At 66.6% G+C, this 23604-nt stretch carries 19 protein-coding genes; 4 read left to right on the top strand and 15 right to left on the bottom strand.

Translation table 11 applies throughout. The annotated features are described in order from the left end of the window. The 9 genes from VGD20_RS21725 to fliE form a co-directional block, all read right to left on the bottom strand. Window positions 1–651 (bottom strand): hypothetical protein (locus VGD20_RS21725; protein ID WP_331136450.1); only part of this gene is annotated, 651 nt, incomplete at its 3' end. After that, complete coding sequence (locus tag VGD20_RS21720) at window positions 648–1253, bottom strand: flagellar basal body-associated FliL family protein (protein WP_331136449.1); 606 nt, start codon at window positions 1251–1253, stop codon at window positions 648–650. The genes VGD20_RS21720 and VGD20_RS21725, both read right to left, overlap by 4 nt. Before the next feature lie 17 nt (window positions 1254–1270). Beyond that, a complete protein-coding gene (locus VGD20_RS21715) occupies window positions 1271–2425 on the bottom strand; it encodes a flagellar hook-length control protein FliK (RefSeq protein WP_331136448.1) in 1155 nt (384 codons plus the stop codon). Further along, the gene (locus VGD20_RS21710) at window positions 2425–2871 is read right to left on the bottom strand and encodes a hypothetical protein (RefSeq protein ID WP_331136447.1); all 447 of its coding nucleotides are present in this window, start codon (window positions 2869–2871) and stop codon (window positions 2425–2427) included. The genes VGD20_RS21715 and VGD20_RS21710 overlap by 1 nt, the downstream gene beginning before the upstream one ends. After that, window positions 2868–4199, bottom strand: coding sequence for a FliI/YscN family ATPase (locus VGD20_RS21705; RefSeq protein WP_331136446.1), 1332 nt, complete (start codon window positions 4197–4199; stop codon window positions 2868–2870). Before VGD20_RS21705 ends, VGD20_RS21710 begins: the two co-directional genes overlap by 4 nt. Next, complete coding sequence (locus VGD20_RS21700; RefSeq protein ID WP_331136445.1) at window positions 4196–4795, bottom strand: FliH/SctL family protein; 600 nt, start codon at window positions 4793–4795, stop codon at window positions 4196–4198. The genes VGD20_RS21705 and VGD20_RS21700 overlap by 4 nt, the downstream gene beginning before the upstream one ends. Further along, window positions 4788–5819 carry a flagellar motor switch protein FliG gene (gene fliG, locus VGD20_RS21695; protein ID WP_331136444.1) on the bottom strand — a complete coding sequence of 344 codons (1032 nt, stop codon included), beginning with the start codon at window positions 5817–5819 and terminating at the stop codon, window positions 4788–4790. The genes VGD20_RS21700 and fliG overlap by 8 nt, the downstream gene beginning before the upstream one ends. Further along, window positions 5812–7482: a flagellar basal-body MS-ring/collar protein FliF gene (gene fliF, locus VGD20_RS21690; protein WP_331136443.1), complete on the bottom strand. Its 1671-nt coding sequence runs from the start codon at window positions 7480–7482 to the stop codon at window positions 5812–5814. The genes fliG and fliF overlap by 8 nt, the downstream gene beginning before the upstream one ends. Window positions 7483–7485: 3 nt before the next feature. Continuing rightward, on the bottom strand, window positions 7486–7839 hold the full coding sequence (fliE, locus tag VGD20_RS21685) for a flagellar hook-basal body complex protein FliE (protein WP_331136442.1): 354 nt from the start codon (window positions 7837–7839) through the stop codon (window positions 7486–7488). Between the two features lie 245 nt (window positions 7840–8084). On the opposite strand from fliE, the gene VGD20_RS21680 reads away from it, so the two are divergent. Then, the gene (locus tag VGD20_RS21680; RefSeq protein WP_331136441.1) at window positions 8085–8912 is read left to right on the top strand and encodes a flagellin; all 828 of its coding nucleotides are present in this window, start codon (window positions 8085–8087) and stop codon (window positions 8910–8912) included. Window positions 8913–9073: 161 nt separating this feature from the next. On the opposite strand, the gene VGD20_RS21675 is transcribed toward VGD20_RS21680, so the two are convergent. The 6 genes from VGD20_RS21675 to VGD20_RS21650 all read right to left on the bottom strand — a co-directional run bounded on the left by VGD20_RS21675 (window position 9074) and on the right by VGD20_RS21650 (window position 20548). Next, a complete protein-coding gene (locus tag VGD20_RS21675) occupies window positions 9074–12340 on the bottom strand; it encodes an error-prone DNA polymerase (RefSeq protein WP_331136440.1) in 3267 nt (1088 codons plus the stop codon). Next, window positions 12337–13875, bottom strand: coding sequence for a DNA polymerase Y family protein (locus VGD20_RS21670; RefSeq protein WP_331136439.1), 1539 nt, complete (start codon window positions 13873–13875; stop codon window positions 12337–12339). The genes VGD20_RS21675 and VGD20_RS21670 overlap by 4 nt, the downstream gene beginning before the upstream one ends. Next, window positions 13790–14593, bottom strand: a complete 804-nt coding sequence (locus VGD20_RS21665; RefSeq protein WP_331136438.1) for a hypothetical protein — start codon at window positions 14591–14593, stop codon at window positions 13790–13792. Before VGD20_RS21665 ends, VGD20_RS21670 begins: the two co-directional genes overlap by 86 nt. Window positions 14594–14744: 151 nt before the next feature. Further along, window positions 14745–16145, bottom strand: coding sequence for an efflux transporter outer membrane subunit (locus tag VGD20_RS21660; protein WP_331136437.1), 1401 nt, complete (start codon window positions 16143–16145; stop codon window positions 14745–14747). Next, window positions 16142–19351: an efflux RND transporter permease subunit gene (locus VGD20_RS21655; RefSeq protein ID WP_331136436.1), complete on the bottom strand. Its 3210-nt coding sequence runs from the start codon at window positions 19349–19351 to the stop codon at window positions 16142–16144. Before VGD20_RS21655 ends, VGD20_RS21660 begins: the two co-directional genes overlap by 4 nt. Before the next feature lie 6 nt (window positions 19352–19357). After that, a complete protein-coding gene (locus VGD20_RS21650; RefSeq protein WP_331136435.1) occupies window positions 19358–20548 on the bottom strand; it encodes an efflux RND transporter periplasmic adaptor subunit in 1191 nt (396 codons plus the stop codon). Between the two features lie 252 nt (window positions 20549–20800). On the opposite strand from VGD20_RS21650, the gene kduI reads away from it, so the two are divergent. The 3 genes from kduI to VGD20_RS21635 all read left to right on the top strand — a co-directional run bounded on the left by kduI (window position 20801) and on the right by VGD20_RS21635 (window position 23504). Further along, a complete protein-coding gene (gene kduI / locus VGD20_RS21645) occupies window positions 20801–21637 on the top strand; it encodes a 5-dehydro-4-deoxy-D-glucuronate isomerase (RefSeq protein WP_331136434.1) in 837 nt (278 codons plus the stop codon). A 76-nt stretch (window positions 21638–21713) separates the two neighbouring features. Continuing rightward, window positions 21714–22484, top strand: coding sequence for a 2-dehydro-3-deoxy-D-gluconate 5-dehydrogenase KduD (kduD, locus tag VGD20_RS21640; RefSeq protein ID WP_331136433.1), 771 nt, complete (start codon window positions 21714–21716; stop codon window positions 22482–22484). Window positions 22485–22493: 9 nt separating this feature from the next. Further along, the gene (locus tag VGD20_RS21635; protein ID WP_331136432.1) at window positions 22494–23504 is read left to right on the top strand and encodes a sugar kinase; all 1011 of its coding nucleotides are present in this window, start codon (window positions 22494–22496) and stop codon (window positions 23502–23504) included. Window positions 23505–23604: the final 100 nt, after the last annotated feature.

The following is a 23604-nucleotide window of genomic DNA, read 5'->3' as shown; positions in this document are numbered from 1 at the left end:
CGCGATGCCGCGCAGCGCGGCGAGCGGATAGGCGCAGACGATCGCGCGTCCTTCGAACGGCGCGCCGCGCAGGACGAAACGCTGGACGAACAGATCGTCGTCGGCGCGCACCGCAGCGAGCTTGGCGGCATCGGTCGTGACGCAGTCGAGTTCGGGTTCCAGCCCGAGCTTGTCGCGCCATGCGGCGGCGAGCTGGAGGCCCACGTCGCGGCCGAGACGCGCGGCGAAACGGTCTTCGGCGTCGGTCAGCTCTTCGCGCTCCGCGGCGAGCTGGCCCTTGCCGCCATAGAATATGTCGACGAGCTGGAGGATCAGCGGGCGCGCCGCGGCAAGCAGGACGGGCCCCTTGAGCGGCGGCGCGTGATAGCGCCAGAAGATCGCCGGCGCGGCGGCGACGCTCCAGTCGGAAAAGCTCATCTGCTCGGCGCCGGCGCGTTCGACCTGGATCGCCGGCGCACCGAGCGCGCGGACAAGATCGCGCAAACTGCGCCCGAACTGGTTGGCGACGCTGTCGAGCGCCGGGAAGGCATAGCTGCCCTCGGCCTTGCGCAGCAGCAGCGACGCCTTCGCGTCGGCCGCCGGCGCGGATGGCGCGGGCACCGGTGCGGCCGGGGCCTTCACGGCTTTGACGGATTTTGTGCTGGCGGTCACTGGATCACCAGACTCGTGAAATAAACATTGTCGATACCCCCGAAACCTTCCTTGTCGCGCAGCACATCATTGATTGCGGCGGTCAGCTGGCGCTGAAGCCGCTGTTTCCCCTGTGATGTGGAGAGCAACGCCGGATCCTGTTCGGCGAGCACCATAAGCACGACCGAGCGGATCGGCACGATCTGGCGTTTGATATTATTGATAACCTTGCCGTCGTAGAAGGTGGAAAGGCTGATACCCACCTGCAGGAAGCCCGATCCGTCGGCGAGGTTGGTCGTGAAACTGTCGGGGATCGGATAATAGGTGATCTCGTACTTGCGCGGATCGACCTTGAACCGGTCGTTCGGCACCGACACGGTGCCGACCTTCGGCGGTGCTTCCTTGTCGTCGCCCTCGGCGGCGGGTTCGGCGTCTTCCTTGCTGCGCACGACGAGCTTCGGATAATGATCCTCGGGCTTCGCCTCGTGCGCCGACAGCGCGCCGAAATAGATGCCGGCACCCGCACCCGCGCCGATCAGCGCGATCGCAGCGACGCCGATCAGCAGCAGCTTCTTGAACTTGCCCTTTTTCTTGGGGGCGCCTTCGACATTTTCCTTGGCCATGATGGGACCCTTTCTGATCAGGCGAAGCGGCCGCGGCGATCGGCGGTGCGGTCTTCGCCCCGCGGCTCGGCGCGTTCGGTGGCGGTTTCGATAAGATGGGCGGTATCCTGCGAAGCAGCGCGGCCCTGACTCTGGTTCTGCGACTGGCGGCCGGTCTCGCCCGGCGTACAGGTGACTTCGGCGCCGGCGACGCGGACGCCCTGTTGGCGAAGCTCGTCGACGAGGCGGCCCTGCGCGGCGGTCACGATCGTCGCGGTCGCTTCGTGGCGCGTATCCATCTTCAGCGACACGCCATCGTCGCCCATTTGCATCGCGACATCGAGGCGCCCGAGATGTTTCGGCATCAGGCGAAAGCTGATGTCGCCATTGTCCGACCTGGTCGCGGCGATATCGCGCGCGAGCTGGTCGATCCACGCCCCGTCGCTGTCGATGTCGAGCACGCGTTCGGCGACGACGGCGGGCGCAGCCGCTTCGGTGAGGGCCGTGCCTTGCGGGGCAAGCTGGGTGAAGAGGATCGTCATCGACGGCGCCGCCTCGGCGGGCCTCGCGACCGGCAATTCGGCGCCGGCAAGGATCGGCATCGGCGCCCCGCCCTCGCGCAGGCGCGGCAGCGTCGGGGCAGCCGGTGCGGCATCGGCTTCCGGAGCCACGGGCGTTTCGGCTGCTTTTGCTGTTTTGGCCGCGGCCGGGACGGCAGCGGCGACGATCGCAGCCCAGTTCGTCGCGGTAACGCTCGCGGGCGCGTCGCCGGGGGCTGCCGTTTCGGGCGACGCGTCGGCTTCGGACTCCGCCGGAACCGGTTTGCCCGGAACGGCTGTGCTGGCCGGCGTGCCGCCGTTGAGCGCGATCAGCAGGGTCGCGGCGAGCGTGGCGGGATCGGCTTGGGCAGGCTCGGCCTTGACCGGTGTCTTGACCGCCGGGATCTCGCCGCCGTCCGCTTCGACGGGGGCGGTTTCGATTTGCCCGGCGGCAGCCTCGCCGGGCTGCGCCGGATCGATCTTGATGGTCATCGCGGCACCCGCGACCGGGGCGGTGGCGATCGGCGCTGCGGCGAGCAGCTGGTCGAAACCGCCGCCCTCGCTGCCGCCATCCGGCACCTGTCCGATATTGGCGAGGAAAGCCGCAAAGCCCGCGGGCATCGCCGGCTGGGCCATGGGGAGAGACGCGCTCATCACGACGCGCCGCCTTCGATCAGACGCAGGCGCATGCCGGCGCGCGCGCGGTGCGGGCGGTTGGCGTCGCTGCGGCGTTCCTGTTCGGCTTCGGCCGACTTGCGGCTGCGTTCGTACAGGCGGACCGCCGATTCTTCCTTGACCATCGCGCTCTGCGCGAGCGCTCCCATATGGTCGCGCCGTGCGCTGGCGTTGCTGAGCGGCGCGGTCAGATTTTCCTTCGCCATGTCGAGCCGCATCGCAAGTTCGCCGATCGTGTTGAGCGCGCCGCCGGCGACCGCGCCCTTGGCCATCGCGAGGTCGACGCGCAGCGTTTCGAGCCGCTTCGCCAGTTCGACGAGATTCGCAAGTTCGCCATTGGCGCGCGCCAGATTGGCTTCGGCCATCTGATGTTCGACGGTGCGCACGCGGATGATACGTTTGCGGCGTGCGGTATGGGCGGTCATGCGGAATATCCTTCAATCAGGGCTTGGCGGGAAATGTCGAAATCGACCCGGGCCTTGGCGGGCTGGGTCACGAAGGCGAGCTGGTCGGCGTGGCGGGCGATCGCTTCGTCGAGCACCGGATCGCCGCCGGCGACGTAGGCGCCCATCAGCATCAGGTCGCGATTCTCTTCATACGCCGACCACAGCTGGCGGAAACGCGCGGCCGCGGCGGCATGTTCGGGATCGACCGAATCGACCATCGTGCGCGACAGCGAACGCGCGACGTCGATCGCAGGATAGACGCCCTGCTCGGCGAGCTGGCGCGACAGGATGATATGCCCGTCGACGATCGCGCGCGCGCTGTCGACAACGGGGTCGTCGATGTCGCCGCCGTCGGCGAGCACGGTATAGAGCGCGGTGACCGATCCGCCGGTTTCGCGGTCGATACCGGCGCGCTCGCAGAGCGAGGGGATCAGCGCGAACACCGACGGCGGGTAACCCTTCATCGTCGGCGGCTCGCCCAGCGTCAGCCCGATCTCGCGCTGCGCATGCGCGACGCGGGTCAGGCTGTCGATCAGCAGCAGCACCTTCTTGCCCTCGGCGCGGAACGCCTCGGCGATTGCGGTCGCGCGCATTGCGGCGCGCAGGCGAAGCAGCGGCGGGTGGTCGGCGGGAACCGCGACGACGACCGATTTCTTGCGGACTTCGGGAGGCAGCTTGGTTTCGACGAAATCGCTGACTTCGCGGCTGCGCTCGCCGATCAGGCCGACGACGATCACGTCGCATTCGGTGCCCGCGATCATCTGGCCCATCAGCACCGACTTGCCGACGCCCGAGCCCGCGATGATCGCGACGCGCTGGCCTTCGCCAACGGTGAGCAGCCCGTTGATCGCGCGCACGCCCATGTTGAGCGGGCGGGTGACGCGGCCGCGGCGCAGCGGGTTGACCTTGCGCCCGGCGAGTGGCCACTGGAATTGCGACTTGATCGCGGGGCGGCCGTCGAGCGGATTGCCCTGCGCGTCCATGATGCGGCCGAGCAGCGTCTTGCCGACCGGAACCATCGAGCTGGCGCCGTGCGGTTCGACCGGCGCGCCGGTGACGAGCGGCTTGTTGGTGTCGAAGGGCAGGACGAGGCTGCGGTGACCGCGAAAGCCGACGACCTCGCCATAGATATAATCATTGTCGGCCGATTTGATGCGGACGTTGCTGCCCAGCGGCTGCGGGAAGCCAGACACTTCGAGCATGATACCCTCGTGCGAGACGAGCGTGCCGATGCGGCGCGGGCTGGCGTTCGTCAGGTCGACGGGGTCGAGCAGCTGCTGCGCGCTGATGGCGAGGCGGCGCGTCATGCGGCGTCTCCCGTGCCGAGCGCCGCGCGCAGCTCGTCGAGATAGACCGCGCGGCCATGTTCTATCCAGCCGGTCGAGGTTTCGAGGCGTACGGTGCCGCGCACCATCGTGGCGTCGCTTTCGACGGCCAGCGTCAGCGGACAATCGGCGAGCAGCACAGCATCCTCGGGATGGACCCACAGGGTGCGCGCCTTGTCGGCGTCGGCGACCATCGCGGCGGCGGTTTCGGCCTGCGCCTGCAGCCATTCGGCGTCGATCGGCGCGGTGGCGACGATCTGACGCACAAGCCGCTCGACCGTTTCGGCGATCAACTGCGCCAATTCCTCGCTCGGTTCGTCCTGCAAGGCCTCGGCACCGGCGAGCAGGGCAAGCAGCTGGTGGCGCTCGGCGACGAAAGCGGCTTCGGCGAGGCGCTGGCCCTCGGCAAGGCCGAGCGCGAAGGGGTCATCAAGGTCGGTGTCGGGCGGCGTTTCGGCCGCCGTCTCGGTTTCGCGTGCGCCGGCGGCGAAGGACAGCGGACGGAAGCCGCTGCTGCGCGCCATCGCGTCGGCGAGCGCGACCGGGGAAAAGCCGGTTTCGGTCGCGCGATCAGACATAGTCGTCGCTGCCGCCCGCAATCATGATTTCGCCTGCCGCCGCCATCTGGCGAACGATCATCATGACGCTCTTTTGCGCGTCGTCGACGTCGGCGCGCTTGACCATCGTCATTTCGGCCATTTCGTCGCGGATCGTTTCCGACGCGCGTTTCGACATCGTTGCGAGGCACATGTCGACCATCTCGTCGTCGGCGCCCTTGAGCGCGATGGCGAGCTGGGCGGCGTCGACCGAGCGCAGCACGCTGCCAAGGCTCTTCTTGTCGAGGTCGCGCAGGTTTTCGAAGATGAACATCTCTTCCTCGATCGTCTGGGCGAGGATGCGGTCGTGCTTCTTGAGCGAGCGGAGCGTGCGCTCCGAAAGCTGCTTCGGCATTTTCTTCATGATCTTCGCGACGTCGCTCGGGCCGCCGATCGCCTGCTTGGCGACGCGCTGGCCATCGACATTGGCGCTCGCGAGCACCGCCTCGAGATCTTCGATTGCGGCGGCAGGGACCGAGGTCAGCATCGCGGCGCGCAGCACGAGGTCGGCCTGCAGCACTTCGTCGAGCGTTTCGATCGCGCGCGCGGCGACATCGGGGACGAGCACCGAGAGGATCAGCGCGCCGACCTGCGGATGTTCGCTGGCGAGCAGGCCGCTGATCGCGTCGACGTCCATCCAGCGCAGGATTTCGAGCGACGCGGCGCTCCGCTGCGGCGCGACGGCGGCCAGGATATTGTCGGCGCGGACATTGCCGACGGCTTCGTTGATCACGGTGCGGATGCGCGTATCGGCGCCGATCGCGAGCGCGCTGACGTCGCGGCTGCGCGTCACGAACCGGTCGAGCGCCTGCCCGATCTGCTGTTCGCTCGCATTGGCGGTGTCGAACATCGCTTTCGCGAGCTGACGCACTTCTTCGGGACCCAGCTGCTTCAGGATCGTCGCGGCTTCGCTTTCGTCGAGCAGCATCAGCAGGATCGCGGCAGCGGCCGACCCCTCGATGGCGGGCAGCGTCGGTGTCTGGTCGAGTTCGGCGGCGTCAGGCACGGGCGCCCTCCTGCATCAGGTGGCGGACGACGAGCGCGGCGCGCGCCGAATCCTGGCGGACAAAGGCGCGGACGAGGTTGGCGCGGGCTTCGTAGCTCGGCGCCTGTTCGATCATCTCGAGCGTGATTTCGCGGCCGCCATGGCCGCTGGCGAGCGCGGGGCGCCCGTCGGTGGCGGCGAGCAGCGACTGTTCGAGCGCCTGGTTCTGTTCGGCGCGTTTCGCGGCGCGGTCTTTCGCGGCACGGATCATCGGGCGGCCGATGAACAGGAAGGCGAGCAGCGCCGCGAGGATCGCCCCGACCTGCTGAACGAGCGGCATGAACCATCCCTGGTCGTAAAAAGCGGGCGAGGTGTCTTCGGCCACGACGAACGGGCGCTGGTTGATCGCGACGAGGTCACCGCGCGTTGCATCATATCCGATCGCGCCTTTCACCAGATTGTCGATCTTGGTGAGGTCGGCCTGTGTCAGCGCCTTCTTGCCCTGGTTGAGCGCGACAGCGACCGAGACGCGGCGCAGCTTGCCCTGCGGCGAATGCGTCACCGAAATCTCGCGGCCAACTTCATAGGCGCGCGCGGCATTTTCGTTGCTTTCGGTCCCGGACGTGGCCGCGGGGGGAGCCGCGGGCTGCGGGCCGTTTGCGACGACCGTGGTCGCCTGCGGCGGCTGGTTCGACAGCGCGCCGGGGATGCCGACGGCGGGCGGGGTGCTCGAGCCGCTGGTCGAGCGGGTAATCTGTTCGCTGGTCAGTGCACGGTCGTTCTCGGGAAAGCTCTCGCGCGTCGCCTGGCTTTCGGACATGTCGACGTCGGCGTGGACTTCGACGGTGTAGTTACCGGCACCGAGCATCGGGCCGAGCAACGTGTCGAGCGCGCGGCGGAAGCGGTCTTCAACCTGCAACTGGAGTTGGAAAGCCTTCATGTCGCTGCCGCTGGCGGTATCGGACAGCAGCGCGCCGCGCTGGTCGATCACCGACACCTGATCGGCGTTCATGCCGGGAACCGACGAGGCGACGAGGAAGCGGATCGCCTGCACCTGTCCGTCGCTGAGCGAGCGGCCGTTCTGCAGCGTCAGCATCACCGAAGCCGTCGCGGGCTTGTCTTCGCGGACGAAGAGGCTGGGTTCGGCGGCGGCGACATGGACGCGCGCGCTCTTGACCGCGTCGATCGTCTCGATCGTGCGCGACAGGTCGGCTTCGCGCGCCGAACGCAGCGCTTCGCCCTCGATCGCGCGGCTCGACCCCATGGGCAGCGCGGCGATCAGGCTGTCACCGCTCGGCGCGGCCTTGGGCAAGCCCTGTCCGGCGAGCGCGATGCGTGCCTGATGCAGTTTGTCCGCATCGACGGTTAATGCGCCCGTGGTGGCGTCGATGCTGTGTGCGATACCCTGCGACTGGAGTGCGTCGGCGACCGCGGCCTTGTCGCTGTCGTCGAGGCCGGCAAAGAGCTGCGCCTGCGGCGCGGCATGCATCGTGAACCAGGCGAGCGCGGCGATACCGATCGCCGACGTCATCGCGATCGCAGGCAGCGCGCGCTGGACGGCGGGTTGCCGCACAAACTGGGTCAACGGTGCGAGGCGGCCGCCGAGGACGGGGGCGGGGAGGCGGTTTGCGGGGCCGTCGTCCATGGAATTGGGGACGGGGGTCAGGATCTGGGTCTCGGCCATGGATTACACCGGCATGTTCATGATGTCGCGGTACGCGGACAGCAGCTTGTTGCGCACCTGGAGCGTGGTTTCGAAGCCGAGCGAGGCTTTCTGACGCTCGATCATCACACTGACGATGTCGTGCGTGTCGCCGCGTTCATAGGCTTCGCTGATCTGGCTGGCCTTCGACTGCTGGGCGTTGACCTGCTGCAGGGCATTGTTGATCGCGGCGCCGAAATCGGGAGTTCCGCCCGCGCCGTCGACGCCGCCCTCGGCGCCGCCGATGCCGCCGCGGCCAGCGGCGCGTTGCAGTGCCTGGTTCTGATTGAGGATCGAACTGCGCATCTGCAGCAGCCGGCTCGGGTCAATCGTGCTCATTGTTTCCATCCGTCCTGTGCGCGGCGGTGCGCCGCACGCAAAGAACGATGCAAAGCGCGTGCCAAAAAAATTTGCGGCTTATTTTCAAGATGTTGAGCGAATCTTGTGCCAATTGTCAGGTGCTTTCGGCGTTTTTTTGACGCGCGCGCTTAATCGCCTCCGCCGCCCGCCGTTACTGCTTTCCGTGACCGCTCCTCGAGCCCTCACATCACGGGAATGGCCATCGAGGCCGGAAAGGAACAAAGATGACTGTCATCAACACCAATGTGAGCGCGCTTCGCGCCCAGAATAACTCGCGTGTCGCGAACCAAATGCAGTCGCAGGCGATGGAACGCCTGTCGAGCGGCAAGCGCATCAACGCTGCGAAGGACGATGCCGCCGGCCTCGCCATCGCGACCCGCATGGACGCCGCTGCACGCGGCATGACGCAGGCGATCCGCAACGCCAACGACGGCATTTCGCTGGCGCAGACCGCCGACAGCGCCGCCGGCAGCATTTCGGACATCCTCGTCCGTATGCGTGAACTGGCGCTTCAGGCTTCGACGGGAACGAACGGCGCGACCGACCGCGGCGCGATCAAGACCGAAGTCGATGCGCTGATCTCGCAGATCGGCGACGTGGCATCGCGTGCGACATTCAACGGCAACACGCTGATCAACGGCGGCACCTCGACCACCGCTGGTTTCGACATCCAGACCGGCCTCAACGCCACCGAAGTCGTGAACATCAAGATCGCGAACCTCAACGCCACGGGTCTGGGTGTTGCAACGCTCGACTTCACGGACGCCGCCGACGCTTCGGCCGCGCTCGCGACGCTCGACACCGCACTCCAGACGGTCGCCACCGAACGTGCGAACCTTGGTGCGCAGCAGAACCGCCTCTCGTCGGCTGTCGACAATTTGACGTCGGGTGTCACCAATCTGGCGGAATCGAAGTCGCGCATCGAAGACGCCGATTTCTCGGTCGAATCGACGAACCTCGCAGCCGCCGGCATCCTGTCGCAGGCATCGACTGCGATGCTCGCCCAGGCGAACCAGAGCTCGCAGGGCGTGATGAACCTGCTCCGCGGCTAAAATTCGCGAATAAAATTCAGGCTATATTCGGTTGGTCCCTTAGATAGCCTGATAAGATGCCCCGGCCCCCACAGCCGGGGCATCATCTTTTTTGCGGTTCGGCGAAGCCGAAACTGGCGCGGCTCCAGTCCGCTTCCGGCGTCAGCCGGAAAACAAGGCCTTCAGTGGAAATCCCGCGACTTGGGCAGGATGCGGACATTGCGCGGATGGCCATGCTGCGCCGCATATCCGCGCGGCACCTGTGGATGCAGGACCTCGTCGGCGTGGGCGAGGTCGGGGCGCACTGGCGGGCCGTCACCCAGCCCATCGAGCATCGCGGTCCGATCGACGATCCGCGTCGCCATCAGGTGGATCACCCCTTCCTTGCTCCGCTGCACTTCGCCTTCGGCGAGCATCAGCCGCGACGCCATGACGGCGCGGCGATAGCGTTCGAAATGGCGCGCCCACAGCAGGATGTTGACGATCCCGCCCTCGTCCTCGAGCGTGATGAAGATCGCATTGCCCTTGCCCGGCCGCTGGCGGATCAGCACGACGCCCGCGGTGCGCACGATCGATCCGTTCTTCGCCGCCGCGACCTGAGAAGCGCTCAGCACCCCCTCGTGTTCGAAATCGCGGCGGAGGAACGCCATCGGATGCCCCTTCAGCGACAGCCGCGTCGTCTGATAATCGGTGAGCACATGCTCGACGAGCGGCGTTGGAGGCAGCTGCGCATCCTCCTCGGCGCCGAGTTCGTCGGTTTCGGCCGCGCCGAACAGCGGCAGCACGCCCTGCCGAACGCGCCGCGCGTCCCAGAGAGCGGGGCGCCGGTCGAGCCCCATCGAGCGGCACGCATCGGCTTCGGCGAGAAGGCGCAGCGCGCGTGACGGCAGGTTGGCACGGCGGGCGAGTTCCTCGACCGAGGCGAAGGGGGTTCTTCGCGCCTCGACGATCTGTATCGCCCATTCCTCGCGAAACCCGTCGACCTGCCGAAAGCCGAGCCGCAGCGCGAGGCTACCGTCCTCGCGCCGTTCGAGACTGTTGTCCCAGCCACTCGCATTCACGTCGACCTCGCGCACCTCGACCCCATGCTCGCGTGCGTCGCGAACAAGCTGCGCGGGCGCATAGAAGCCCATCGGCTGCGAATTGAGGATGCCGCAGGCGAAGACCGCGGGGTGGTAATGCTTGATCCACGAAGAGACATAGACAAGTCGCGCAAAGGATTGGGCGTGGCTTTCGGGAAAGCCATAGCTGCCGAAGCCCTCGATCTGCTTGAAGCAGCGTTCGGCGAAGTCCTGTTTGTAGCCTCGACGCACCATGCCGCCGATCATCTTCTCGCGGAAATTTTCGATCGTGCCGACATTGCGAAAGGTCGCCATCGCGCGGCGGAGGCCGTTTGCTTCTTCGGGGGTGAAGTCCGCCGCGACCATCGCCAGCTTCATCGCCTGTTCCTGGAACAAGGGCACACCATAGGTTTTTCCCAAAACATCGTGCAATTCATCAGGTGGGTGCGGCGGGGCGGGTTCGGGAAATTCGACCGGCTCTTCCTTGTTGCGGCGGCGCAAATAGGGATGAACCATATCGCCCTCGATCGGGCCGGGGCGGACGATCGCCACCTGCACGACCAGATCGTAAAAGACCTTCGGGCGTAGACGCGGCAGCATGTTGATCTGGGCGCGGCTTTCGACCTGAAACACACCGATGCTGTCGCCCTTTTGAAGCATGCCGTAGACTTCGGGATCGTCGCAATCGATGTCGACTTCCAGCGTATGGTCGCCCAACGCGTGCTCGCGCATCAGGTCGAAGCATTTGCGGATGCAGGTGAGCATCCCGAGTGCCAGCACATCGACCTTCATCAATCCCAGCGCGTCGATGTCATCCTTGTCCCATTCGATGAAGGTCCGGTCCTCCATCGCGGCATTGTGGATCGGGACGAGTTCGTCGAGCCGACCTTCGGTGAGCACGAAGCCGCCGACATGTTGCGACAGGTGGCGCGGCGCTTTCAATAATTCCCCGACGAAGCGGTGCAATCGCTCGATTTCGCCATTGTGCGGATTGAGCCCGGCTTCGACCAGCCGCTCGACCGGGACTTCGTCACCCCAGCTGCCCCAACTGGTGTCGGCGAGGCGCGCGGTGACATCCTCGCTTAACCCCAGCGCCTTGCCGACCTCGCGGATTGTGCTGCGCGGGCGATAGTGGATGACGGTTGCGGCGATCGCGGCGCGATCACGCGTATAGCGATCATAGATATACTGGATAACCTCTTCGCGGCGCTCATGCTCGAAATCGACATCGATATCGGGTGGCTCGTCGCGCTCTGCCGACACGAAGCGCGAGAAGAGAAGGTCGTGCTTCATCGGATCGACCGACGTCACGCCGAGCAGGAAGCAGACGATCGAATTGGCGGCCGATCCCCGCCCCTGGCAGAGGATCGGCGGGTCTTGCGCGCGGGCGAAGCGGACGAGATCGTAGACCGTCAGGAAATAATAGACGTAACCCCGCCTGCGTATCAGCCGGAGTTCATTGCCGACAAGCTTCCTGACCTTGGGGGGTAGCGGCGTGCCATACCGTCTCTCCGCTGCGGTCTTCACCAGATGATGTAGATAGGAGAAGGGCTTCCAGCCTGGCGGAACGGGTTCGTGAGGATATTCGTAGCGCAGGTCTTCAAGGTCGAAGTGAATGCGATCGAGCAGCTTCGTGCTTTGCTCGATCGCTTTGGGATGATCCTTGAACAAGCGCGCCGTTTCGGCAGGTGATCTCAGGTGGCGTTCGCCATTCGCGCGCAAGAGCTTGCCGGCCTTTTGGACCGTGGTGCCTTCACGGATGCTGGTGATGACATCGTGCAAGGGACGCTGGGCGATCGTTGCATAAAGCGCGTCGTTGGTCGCGAGCAGGGGGACGCCCGTTGCAGCCGACAGGCGTTCGAGTTCGATCACCCGCCGCGCATCGGCACCCGATCGCGACATGGTTGCGGCGAGCCATACCGACTTTCGCCGGACCTGTTTGAGTTTGCGAAGCAACGCCTCATCACCGCCCGTTGCGATCAGCAACAGGTCCTCGCAATGGCCGAGAAGGTCCTCAAGATTGAGGATACAGTCGCCTTTCTCCGCACGCAGGTTCCCGGTCGAGAGAAGGCGTGTCAGCCTACCCCAGCCGTGGCGGCTGACCGGATAGGCGACGATATCGGGGGTGCCGTCGGCGAAGACGAGTCGCGCGCCGACCACTAGCCGAAACTCCTTGGCTCTCTCGTCTTCCTTAGCCCGCAACTCCTTCAGAAATGCCCACGCCCGCACCACCCCCGCGACGCTGTTACGGTCGGCGATGCCAATGCCGGTCATGCCGAGCGCGATCGCCTCGGCCACCATGTCGGCGGGATGCGAAGCGCCGCGCAGGAAGCTGTAGTTGGTCGCCGCGACCAGTTCGGCGAAGCCGGGATCGGGTTCCCCGCTCATGCGAAGACGCCGTGGATATACCAGCGCGGGTCGGGTTTTTCGTCGTAGAGGCCGTGGCGGAAGAGCCAGAAGCGGCGGCCCTGCGCATCCTCGACGCGGTAATAGTCGCGTGTCAGGCCGCCATTATCGCGGCGGCGCCACCATTCGGCGGCGATGCGTTCGGGGCCTTCGTAGCGGCGGATCGCGTGCGTCGCGCGCCGCCAGCGGAAATGATGCGGCGGGCCGTCGGGCACCTCGGCAATCACCTCGATCGGCTGCGGCGGGTCGAAAAGGTGGAAGGGGCGCGTGGGCGGCTCGCCGGGTTCGGGTTCCTGCCAGGGCAAAGGCGTGGGGGCGTCGATTGCGGGCAGCTCGAGCTGCGCCTGTTCGGGAATATGCGTATCGGCAGGACGCAGCCGCCGCACGCGCCCGCGCCCGAGCCGCGTCGCCAGCCGGTCAGCGAGCTCGTCCATTGCCGCGCTTTCGCTCGCCGCGCGGACCGCGCCGCCCTCGAGCTTGAGCTGGCTCGCACCGAGCGCCTCCAGCCGCGGCACGGCGAGGCGGATCATGTCGAAGCCGAAGCCGGGGTCGAGCGGATCGGCGAGGCTGTCCATGCGCTCGGCGAACAGGCGCATCACCAGCCCCGTGTCGCGCGTCGGATGGCCGGTTTCGATCGCGATGCTGCGCGCGAGGCCGTCGCTGCGAAAAAAGGTCGCGCGGAAATGGCGCCCGCCCTTGCCGCGTTCCCCAAGCTCCTCGATCGCTTCGCCCGCGAGTTCGGCCAGCACTTTGGTCGCGTGCGCGCTACTGCCCAGCGGTTCGGCAAATCGGCGGTCCGCAACGACCGGCGACAGGGCGACCCGTGGATCGAGCGGGCTCGGCGCATCGCCGAGCAGGCGGCGCAGCGCCATCGCGGCATCGGCGCCGAAGCGCGCGGCGATATTCGCCATCGGACGGCTCGCGAGGTCGCCGATCGTCTTGAGGCCCGCGCGGACGAGCGCGGTCGCCGCCTCGGCTTCGAGTTCGAGCGCGGCGACGGGCAGGCGGCGGATTGCCTGTCCCTCGTCGGGGGCGGGGCGCGTCTGGTACCGCGCGAGTGCGTGCGCGGCATCGGCCGTGGGGCCGAGCGCGTGGCGGAGCGTCATGCCGAGCCGCGCGAGCCGCATTTCGACATCGCTCACAAGGTCGGCTTCGCCGCCGTACAGATGTTCGGCGCCCGCGATGTCGAGGATGAGTCCGTCGGGGGCGTCGAGCGCGACAAGCGGGGAATAGCGCGCGCAACCTTGCGCGAGCCGATCGAGCCAGTCCTGGTCGAGCACCGGGTCGTGCGGAACGACGGTGAGCGCGCCGACCTGCGCGCGCGCATCGGCGAGCGGCATGCCGGCGCGCAGCCCGACGGCGAGCGCCTGCGCATCGACGCTCGCTATCCGCATCGCGCCGCGCTGCTTCTCGGCGAAGACGAGCGGGGCGTCAGGCGGCCGCGGCGCGGTGCGAAGCCATCGCTCGGCGGGCAGGAAGGGGAAGAAGAGCGCCAGATAGCGCCGGGTCGCCAGCATTTGGCCCGAAGCATTTTTCGTCATGGTTCCAGTCCAGTCGCCAGCGCGTCCCCGCAGGGCCGCCGCGCCAGCGCAACAGTTCGAGGTCGAAGGCGGGGGCGCCCGGCGCATTGGCTTCGAGCGCGCGCGAGGAGGCAGCGGCGACGCCCCAGCGCGTTTCGGCGACGCTCGGCGACGGCGATGCATTGAGGCGAAGCATCAGGAGCGTGGTGCCCGCATCGCGCGCACCGAGCGCGAGGCGGCGCCCCGCAGTCAGATCGAACAAGGGGAATTTGCCCCAGCTTTCGACGATCACCGCCGCCGATCCCGCGCAACGGATCGCGTCGTTGGCGCAGGCGAGCAGCATCTTCGGATCGGCGGCCTCGACGAGCAGCAGCCGGTCGGGGTCGCCGCCGAGTTCGGCGATGCCGGGGGCATAGATATGGCCGGTGCGCTTGCCGGCATCGCTCGTGCGCAGCCAGATCAGCGGCGCCTTGCCCGCGGTGCGCAGCGCGAGCAGCGCGGCGAAGGCGGCGGCGCTCGTCGCGTCGAGTGCGTCGGCGGCGAAAAATTCATGGGCGCGCCCGATCGCGAGGCCGCCGCCGAGCGCTGCGTCGAAGGACGCGTGACCGCTCGCCAGCCAGCCTTCGGCCGGGCGGCTTTCGAGACCGCCATTGGCGGTCAGCCGGGCGATGCTTCGGCGCAGCCCGGCGAGTTGGGAAGACGACTCGCGCATCATTTGTTCCTGATATGTTCTATTAGCGCGCGAGCGGGGTCGATTGTCAAGGAGAGTCGGAGGCCCTTATCGTCAGCCGGACTTGATCCGGCATCCATTCCGAGAGCGTGGTCGTGGACCCCGGATCAAGTCCGGAGTGACGAGGGAAGCGGGGTTAGGGTACGGTCGAACCCGCGCTGCTGTCGCCGCCCAAGGCGCGAAACAGCGCGATTCGCGTCTGGACGAGCAGCAATTGCGTCCCGACCTCGCTCCGCCGCGCCGAATAGAGGCTGCGCTGCGCGTCGAGGCTGGAGAGGAAGCTGTCGACGCCGCCTTTGTAACGCGCGTCGGTAAGCGTCGCGGTGTCGCTTGCGGCTTCGCTATTCGCAGCGGCGGCGCGCACCCGTTCGGTGATCGTCCCCTGCACCGCGAGTGCGTCGGCGACTTCGCGGAACGCGGTCTGGATCGCGCCCTCATAACCCGCGAGTGCGGAATCGCGCTGCGCCTCGCTGACCGCGACCCCGGCGCGGCGGCGGCCGGCGTCGAAGATCGTCGCGGTCGCATCGCCGCCCGCCGACCAATTGAACGACCCGCTGTCGAACAGGCTGCCGAGCGCATTGCTGGCAAAGCCGAGCAGCCCGGTCAGCGAAATCGACGGGAAGAGTTGCGCGCGCGCGACGCCGATATCGGCGTTGGCGGCGCGCAGGCCATATTCGGCCTCGATCACGTCGGGACGGCGGAGCAGGATTTCGGAACTGACCCCGGCAGGCAGCGACACGATCGTCGGCGTCACTTCGGTCAGGCTCACCGGCAGCAGCGCGCGATCGATCTCATCGCCGACGAGCAGGCGGATCAGGTTTTCGTCCTGCGCGAGCGCCGTCCTTTGCTGTGCGATCGAATCCTCGGCGGTCGCGAGGATCTGTTCGGCCTGACGCAGGTCGGTGCGCGGCGCGACGCCGCCATCGAGCCGAGCCTTGGTGAGCCGTACGCTTTCGCGCGCATTGGCGGCCGTGTCTTCGGCGATTTTCAGGAGGTCGCGATCGGCGCCATAGGTCGCCCATGCGTCGGCGAGGTTGGCGATCAGTGCGAGACGCACCGTACGCGATGCCGCCTCGGTGCCGAGTGCGCGGTTGCGGTCGGCCTCGGTCGCGTTGGCGAGCTTGCCGAACAGGTCGAGCTCGAAAGCGGTCACACCGCCGCGCAGCGAGAAATCGCCGGCTCCGTTGCCGGTTCCTCCATTATCCGAATAGCCCGCGCCGGCGCTGATTCCGAGTTCGGGGAATTGTCCCGACCGCGTGACGCGCACCTGCGCACGCGCAGCGGCGACATTGGCATAGGCGACCCGCAGGTCGCGGTTGTTGGCAAGCGCCTGATCCGCGAGCGACTGGAGGCGCGGATCGGTGAAGACGCTCTTGTACGAGAGAATCGGCAGCGCCGCCTCGCTCTGCAGCAGATAGGCGTCGCCGGCGGGCCAGCTTTGCGGTACCGGCGGCGCCGGCAGCACCGTCTTCGGCGCGAGCGAGCATCCGGCGAGCGCCAGCGTGCCCGCGAGCAGGAGGGAGCGGGTGCCGATCATGCCGGCACCTCGGTTGCGCCCGCGTCGCCATCCTTCTTCTTGCCGAAACGCGCACGTGCCGCGGCAAGACCGTCGCGAACGCCGCGGCGGACAAGCACGAAGAAGAGCGGGATGAAGAAGATCGCGAGGAAGGCAGCGGTGAGCATGCCGCCGATTACCGATGTGCCGATCGCGACGCGGCTGTTCGCGCCGGCACCGGTCGCGATCGCAAGCGGCAGCACGCCGAAGATGAAGGCGAAGCTGGTCATCAGGATCGGGCGCAGGCGGATACGCGCCGCCTCGACCGCCGCCTCGATCACGCGCTTGCCCTTGCGTTCTTCCTGTTCGGCGAATTCGATCATCAGGATCGCGTTTTTCGCCGCGAGCCCCATCGTGGTGAGCAAGCCGATCTGGAGATAGACGTCGTTTTCAAGGCCGCGGAGATTGACCGCGAACACCGCGCCGATCAGGCCGAGCGGGATGACGAGGATCACCGCGAGCGGAATCGACCAGCTTTCGTAGAGCGCGGCAAGGCAAAGGAAGACGACGAGCAGCGAGATCGCATAGAGCAAAGGCGCCTGCCCCGACGACAGCCGTTCCTGATAGGAGGAGCCCGACCAGGCGACGCTGGTGCCGGGAATCTGCGCCGCCATCGCTTCCATCTCGTCCATCGCCTCGCCCGAACTGGTGCCCGCGGCGGGCTGGCCCGAAATCTCGAACGCGGGCACGCCCTGGAAGCGTGACGTGCTGCTCGGCGTCGTTGCCCAGCCCGTGCGCGCGAAGGCGGAGAAGGGCGACATCTCGCCATCAGCCGAACGGACATACCACTGGCCGAGCGCTTCGGGTGTCGCACGATAGGGCGCGTCGCCCTGGACATAGACGCGCTTGACGCGGCCCTTGTCGATGAAATCATTGACGTACCGGCCGCCCCATGCGGTCGCGAGCGTCGCGTTCACATCGGCATTGTTGATGCCATAGGCGGTCAGCCGCTGCGTATCGACGTCGATCTTCAGCGTCGCGACGTCGGGAAGGTCGCTGAGGCGCACCGATGTCAGCCTGGGATTGGCGTTGGCCATCGCGAGCAGCCGGTCGCGCGCCGCGGCGAATTGCTCGCGGTTCATTCCGCCGCGATTCTGGAGCTGCATCGTAAAGCCCGACGAATCGCCGAGGCCGCGCACCGCGCCGGGGACGAGCGCGAAGACCTGTGCATCGCGGAGGCCGCTGAACGCCTTGCGCGCGCGTTCGACGATCGCATCGGCGGTGTTTTCCTTGCCCGGCCGGTCGTCCCAGTGGGTGAGGTTGACGAAGCCTTGGCCGGTGTTCTGGCCCACTGCGCCGCCACCGCCGCCACCGCCGGCGACGAGGAACAGCGCCTGCGCATTGGCCTTTTCCTGCGTCAGGAAATATTTCTCGACGGCGTCGCGCACTTCCAGCGTTCGCGCCTGCGTCGCGCCGGCCGGCAGGCGGAACTGCACCTGCACGCGCCCCTGGTCTTCGCCGGGCAGGAAGCCACTCGGAAGCCGCAGGAACAGGACGGCGAGCAGCACGAGGATGATCGCGTAGAGGCCAAGGAAAAGCCATTTGCGGTCGACGACCGCGGTAACGCTGCCGACATAGCGGTTCACCATGTCGTCGAAGCGGGTGTTGAAGCCGTTCTTGGCGCGTTCGAGCCCGGCGCGCAGGCGCGGGAAACGGCTACCGGTTACGGCCTCGTCGCCATGCTTCTTGGGCTTGAGCAGGCTCGATGTCAGCGCGGGGCTGAGGATCAGCGCGACGAGCACCGACAGCGCCATCGCCGATACGATGGTGACCGAGAACTGGCGATAGATGACGCCGGTCGAGCCACCGAAAAAGGCCATCGGCAGGAACACCGCCGACAGCACCATCGCGATCGCGATCAGCGCGACCTGCAATTCCTGCATCGACTGGATCGTCGCCTCGCGCGCCGACATGCCGGGATTTTCTTCCATCAATCGCTCGACATTCTCGACCACCACGATCGCGTCGTCGACGAGCAGGCCGATCGCGAGCGTCAGCCCGAACAGCGTCATCGTGTTGATGCTGAACCCCGCGATATAGAAAATGCCGAACGTCCCGAGCAAGACGACGGGAACGGCGATCGCGGGAATGATGACCGCGCGCCAGCTTTGCAGGAAGACGAACATCACGAGGATGACGAGCAAAATGGCCTCGAACAGCGATTTCTGCACTTCGCTCACCGACAGCTTGATGAAGGCGGTGGCGTCGTTGGCATAGCTGTAGGTCAGGCCGTCGGGGAAGTCGGCGGCGAGTTCCTCCATACGCGCCTTGACGCGGTCGGCGGTTTCGAGCGCGTCGGACCCCGGCGACAGCGAAATCGACATGCCCGCACCCGGATGCCCGTTGATCCGGACGATCGTGCTATAGCTTTCGGCGCCGAGCTCGACGCGCGCGATGTCCTTGATCCGCACGCTCGACCCGTCGGGCAGCGTCTTTAGCACGATATTTTCGAACTGCTGCGGGGTCTGCATGCGCGACTGCGCGGTCACCGTCGCGTTGAGCATCTGGCCCTGCGGAGCGGGCAGGCCGCCGACTTCGCCCGCGGCGACTTCGCTGTTCTGCGCGGTGATCGCCGAAATCACGTCGCCCGGCATCAGCGATACCGCGGCGAGGCGCTGCGGATTGAGCCAGATGCGCATCGCGTGCGGCGCGCCGAACACGTTGACCTCGCCCACGCCCTCGACGCGCGACAGCGGATCCTGAATGTTCGAGGAGAGGAAATCGGATACGTCCTGAAACGATCTTGTGTCGGTCTCGTCATAGACGCCGACCAGCAGCAGCGTGTCCGAATTCGCCTTGGTGACGCGGATCCCCTGGCTCTGTACCTGCGCAGGCAGGCGCGACAACGCCGACTGGATTTTGTTCTGGACCTGCACCTGCGCGATGTCGGGATCGGTCCCCTTGGCGAAAATTGCCGTGATATTCGCCTGCCCGCGCGAGCTCGACTGCGAGCTGAAATAGAGCAGGCCGTCGATCCCCGTCAGCTGCTGCTCGAGCACCTGGGTGACGCTGTTCTCGATCGTTTCGGCCGACGCGCCGGGATAGGTCGCGCGGATATTGACCTGCGCCGGTGCGATATCGGGATATTGCTCGATCGGCAGCGCGAACAGCGCGCCGACGCCGCCCAGCATGACGATGATCGCCAGCACCCAGGCAAAGATCGGCCGGTTGATGAAAAGGCGCGACATGGGGGCCTATTTATCCTTTGCTGCGCCGGCTGCGTTCTTGCCCGCGGGTGCCCCCACCCGCTGCGGACTGTTCGCCGGAACCGGCCGGATCGATGCGCCCTGTTTCACATTGCCGACGCCCTGCGTGATGACGCGTTCGCCCGCTTTCAGCCCGTCGGTGATCACCCAGTTGGCGCCGACGGTGCGGTTGGCGGTCACCTTGCGCCGGACCGCCTTATTGTCCTTGCCGACGAGATAGACGAACGCCGACCCGTCGAAATCACGCTGCAATGCGGGTTGCGGCACGAGGATCGCCGCGGGGTTGACCGCTTGGTCGAACAGCGCGGTCACGAACATGCCGGGCAGCAACGTGCCCTTGGGATTGGGGAAGCGCGCGCGCAGCGTAACGGTGCCGGTCGCCTCGCTCACCGTAATGTCGGAAAACTGGACCGTCCCCGCAAAGCCATAGGCGCTGCCGTCCTCGAGCCGCAGGCGCACCGTCGTGTTGCCCGCCGCGACGCCGCCGCTTTCGAGCGCGGCGCGCAGCGTGGTGAGCTCGGCGCTCGACTGTTGCATGTCGACATACATCGGATCGGTCTGCTGGATCACCGCGAGCGGTTCGGACTGGCTCGCGCTGACAAGCGCGCCGGGAGTCGCGAGGCTGCGGCCGATCCGGCCGCTGATCGGCGCGGTGATCGTCGCATAGCGCAGGTTGATTCGCGCGGTTTCGAGCGCCGCGCTGTTCTGCGCGACCGCGGCGCGCGCCATCCGCGCCTGCGCCAGCGCGTCGGTATAATCCTGCTCGGCGACCGCCTGCATCTTGGCGAGCGGTTCGAGGCGCCGTGCCCGTTCGTCGGCCGCCTGCGCGCTCGCCCGCGCGCTGGCGAGGTTGGCGGCCGCCTGGTCGACCCCGGCCTGATAGAGGCTCGCATCGATCTGGTAGAGCGGCTGGCCGGCGCGGACGAAGCCGCCTTCGGTGAACAGGCGGCGGCGGATCAGGCCGTTCACCTGCGGCCGCACTTCGCTGGTTTCGAACGCGACGGTGCGACCGCCGAGCGACGTGGTGACCGGCACGGGCTGCACCGCGACGCTGACATAGCCGACCTCGGGCGCTCCGCGATTGCGGCCGCCGTCCTCACCCTCGCGGGTGCAAGCGCCCAGCGACAGGGTCATGGCGCACAATACCCCGGCAAGGAGCGGCAGCCTGTTTTCGGTCATAATCGATGATATCCGTCACGGTTCGCCGGGGGGCGAAGGAATTTGGGCCTATTCAACCCATCGGAAAGCCGCTTGCAAGCGCAATAGGGCGGTTGCGACAAATTACGACAATTTTGCCGTCCCTGACCGCGTGCGAAGTCGTCCGGAAACGGCTCGTGTCACAAAAGAGTCGCCCATGGCCACATTGACACCGGTTACCTTTGGCGGTAGCACGACGCGTCACAATCATTTCCGGGCGAGGACGATACTCAAATGTATGCGAAGACCTATCACGCGACGCACCCCGACATGATGGAGGAGGTTTCGAACGACGCCTTGCGCGACCGTTACCTCGTTTCCGGCATGTTCGAGGCCGGCAAGGTCCATCTCAACTATTCGCACAATGAGCGATTCGTGATCGGCGGTGCGGTGCCGAAGGGCGGCGCAGTGAAACTGCCCGAGCAGAGCGTTCCGGCCTCGGCGGCGGGGCATCCCTTCCTCGAACGACGCGAAATGGCGGCGGTCAATATCGGCACTGCCGGTGCGATCACCGTCGACGGCCAGCGGTTCGAGATGAAGAACAAGGAATGCCTCTACATTCCGATGGGGTCAAAGGACGTCAGCTTCGAAGGCGACGGCGCGCGTTTCTATCTCGCCTCGCTTCCGGCGCACAAGGTCTGCCCGATCCGGCACATCACGCTCGACCAGGCAAACCCGCTCGCGCGCGGCGACCTCGCCAATTCGAACCAGCGGACGATCTACCAGCTCGTGATCCCCGGCGTGTGCGAAAGCGCGCAGCTGCTGCTCGGGCTGACGGTGCTCGAGGAAGGCAGCGTCTGGAACACGATGCCGCCGCACCTCCACGACCGTCGCAGCGAAATCTATCTCTATTTCGACCTTCCGCAAGAAAACGACCGCATCTTCCATTATATGGGCGAGCCCGACGGCATGCGGCACATCGTGATCGCGAACGAGGAAGCGGTGATCAGCCCGCCCTGGTCGATCCACATGGGGTCGGGGACGAAGAAATATGCCTTCATCTGGGCGATGGGCGGCGAGAATCTCGACTATACCGACATGAACGTCCTCGACATCTGCCAGTTGAAGTAAGTCCCTCATCGCCGCCCCGGACTTGATCCGGGGTCCATGGCAAGGCCGCAGGAATGGATGCCGGATCAAGTCCGGCATGACGAAGGGTAAGAGGATCAAGATGTTCGATCTGACAGGAAAAGTCGCGCTTGTTACCGGCGCCAACACCGGCATCGGCCAAGGCATCGCGCTCGCGCTCGCCGAAGCGGGGGCCGACATCGCCGCCGCGGGCCGCTCGCCCGCCGACGAGACTGTCGGCAAGGTGCGCGAGCTCGGGCGCAAGGGCGAAAATTTCGCCGCCGACCTGTCGAGCGTCGGCGCGGTGCAGCCGCTCATCGACGCCGTGCTCGCCGAATTCGGCCGCATCGATATCCTCGTCAACAACGCCGGTATCATCCGCCGCGCCGATGCGGTCGACTTTACCGAGGCCGATTGGGACGCGGTGATGGACACCAATCTCAAGACCCTCTTCTTCCTCTGCCAGGGCGTCGGCCGCCATATGATCGCGCGCGGTTCGGGCAAGATCATCAACATCGCCTCGATGCTGACCTTTCAGGGTGGCATCCGCGTGCCGAGCTACACCGCATCGAAATCGGGCGTCGGCGGGCTCACCAAGCTGCTCGCCAACGAATGGGCGGCAAAGGGCCTGCAGGTCAACGCGATCGCGCCCGGCTATATCGCGACGAACAACACCGCGGCGCTTCAGGGCGACGAGACGCGCAATCGCCAGATCATCGAGCGTATTCCCGCAGGCCGCTGGGGCGATCCCGCCGATATCGGCGGTGCTGCGGTATTCCTCGCGTCGCCGGCGTCGGACTATGTGCAGGGCCACATCCTCGCCGTCGACGGCGGCTGGCTCGCGCGCTAGCATCGCGCCATGCCCGGCCGCCTCGTCTTTTTCGGCGAACTGCTGATCCGCCTGACCGCACCGGGCAACGAGCTGCTGATGCAGTCGCCGTCGCTTGGCCTGCATGTCGGCGGAGCCGAGGCGAATGTCGCGATCGGCCTCGCGCATCTTGGCCACGACTGCGCGATGATCAGCAGAATCCCGTCGAATGCGCTGGGTCGCGGCGCGGTGGCGGCGGTGCGCGGCGCGGGTGTCGACTGCACCGCCGTCACCAGCGGCGCGGGGCGCATGGGGCTCTATTTCCTCAGCGTCGGCGCGGGATTGCGGTCGTCCGAAATCGTCTATGACCGCGCCGGGTCGAGCTTCGCCGCGAGCGGCCCCGGGGATTATGACTGGGACGTGCTGCTCGATGGCGCCGGCCTGCTCCACCTGTCGGGCATTACTCCCGCGCTCGGGCCGCGCTCGGCCGAGGCCGCGCTCGCAGCGGCGCGGGCGGCGAAGCGGCTTGGCGTGCCGGTCAGCTTCGACGGCAATTATCGCGCGATGCTGTGGGAGGCGTGGGACAGCGATCCGCGGGCCATCCTGTCCGACCTCATCGGCATGGCCGACATTCTCTTCGGCAACCACCGCGACCTGTCGCTCGTTCTGGAGCGCGACTTTTCGGGCGAGGGCGAGGATCGCCGCCGTGAAGCCGCGGACGCGGGCTTTGCCGCTTTCCCGGGGCTTCGGCTGATCGCCTCGACCGCGCGCCATACGGTGACCGCCGATCACCACCGGATCGCGGCACGCGTCGACCTCGGAAACAGTGCACACCAGACCGCCGAAATCGACGTCAACGGGATCGTCGACCGCATCGGTGCGGGCGACGCTTTCGCCGCAGGCGTGCTTCATGCGTATTTGTCGGGCAGCGATGCGCGGGTCATGGCCGAGACCGGTCTGGCGCTGACCTGCCTCAAACATTCGCTGCCCGGCGACGCCAGCCGGTTCGGTGCGGCCGACATTGCGGCTTTTCATGCCGGCGGACTCGACGTTCGGCGTTGATCGGACAGGATTTTTTTCCAGCTTCCGGACGGGGAAAGTTGTAAGACAATCGGCGCTTGACATTGGCGAGGCAATGTTTCAGTTAACATGACACCGGTTA

Source organism: Sphingopyxis sp., from assembly GCF_036402335.1.
Lineage (GTDB): Bacteria > Pseudomonadota > Alphaproteobacteria > Sphingomonadales > Sphingomonadaceae > Sphingopyxis.
The sequence above is the reverse complement of the archived record's forward strand: the minus strand, read 5'-3'. Positions and strand labels throughout refer to the sequence as shown.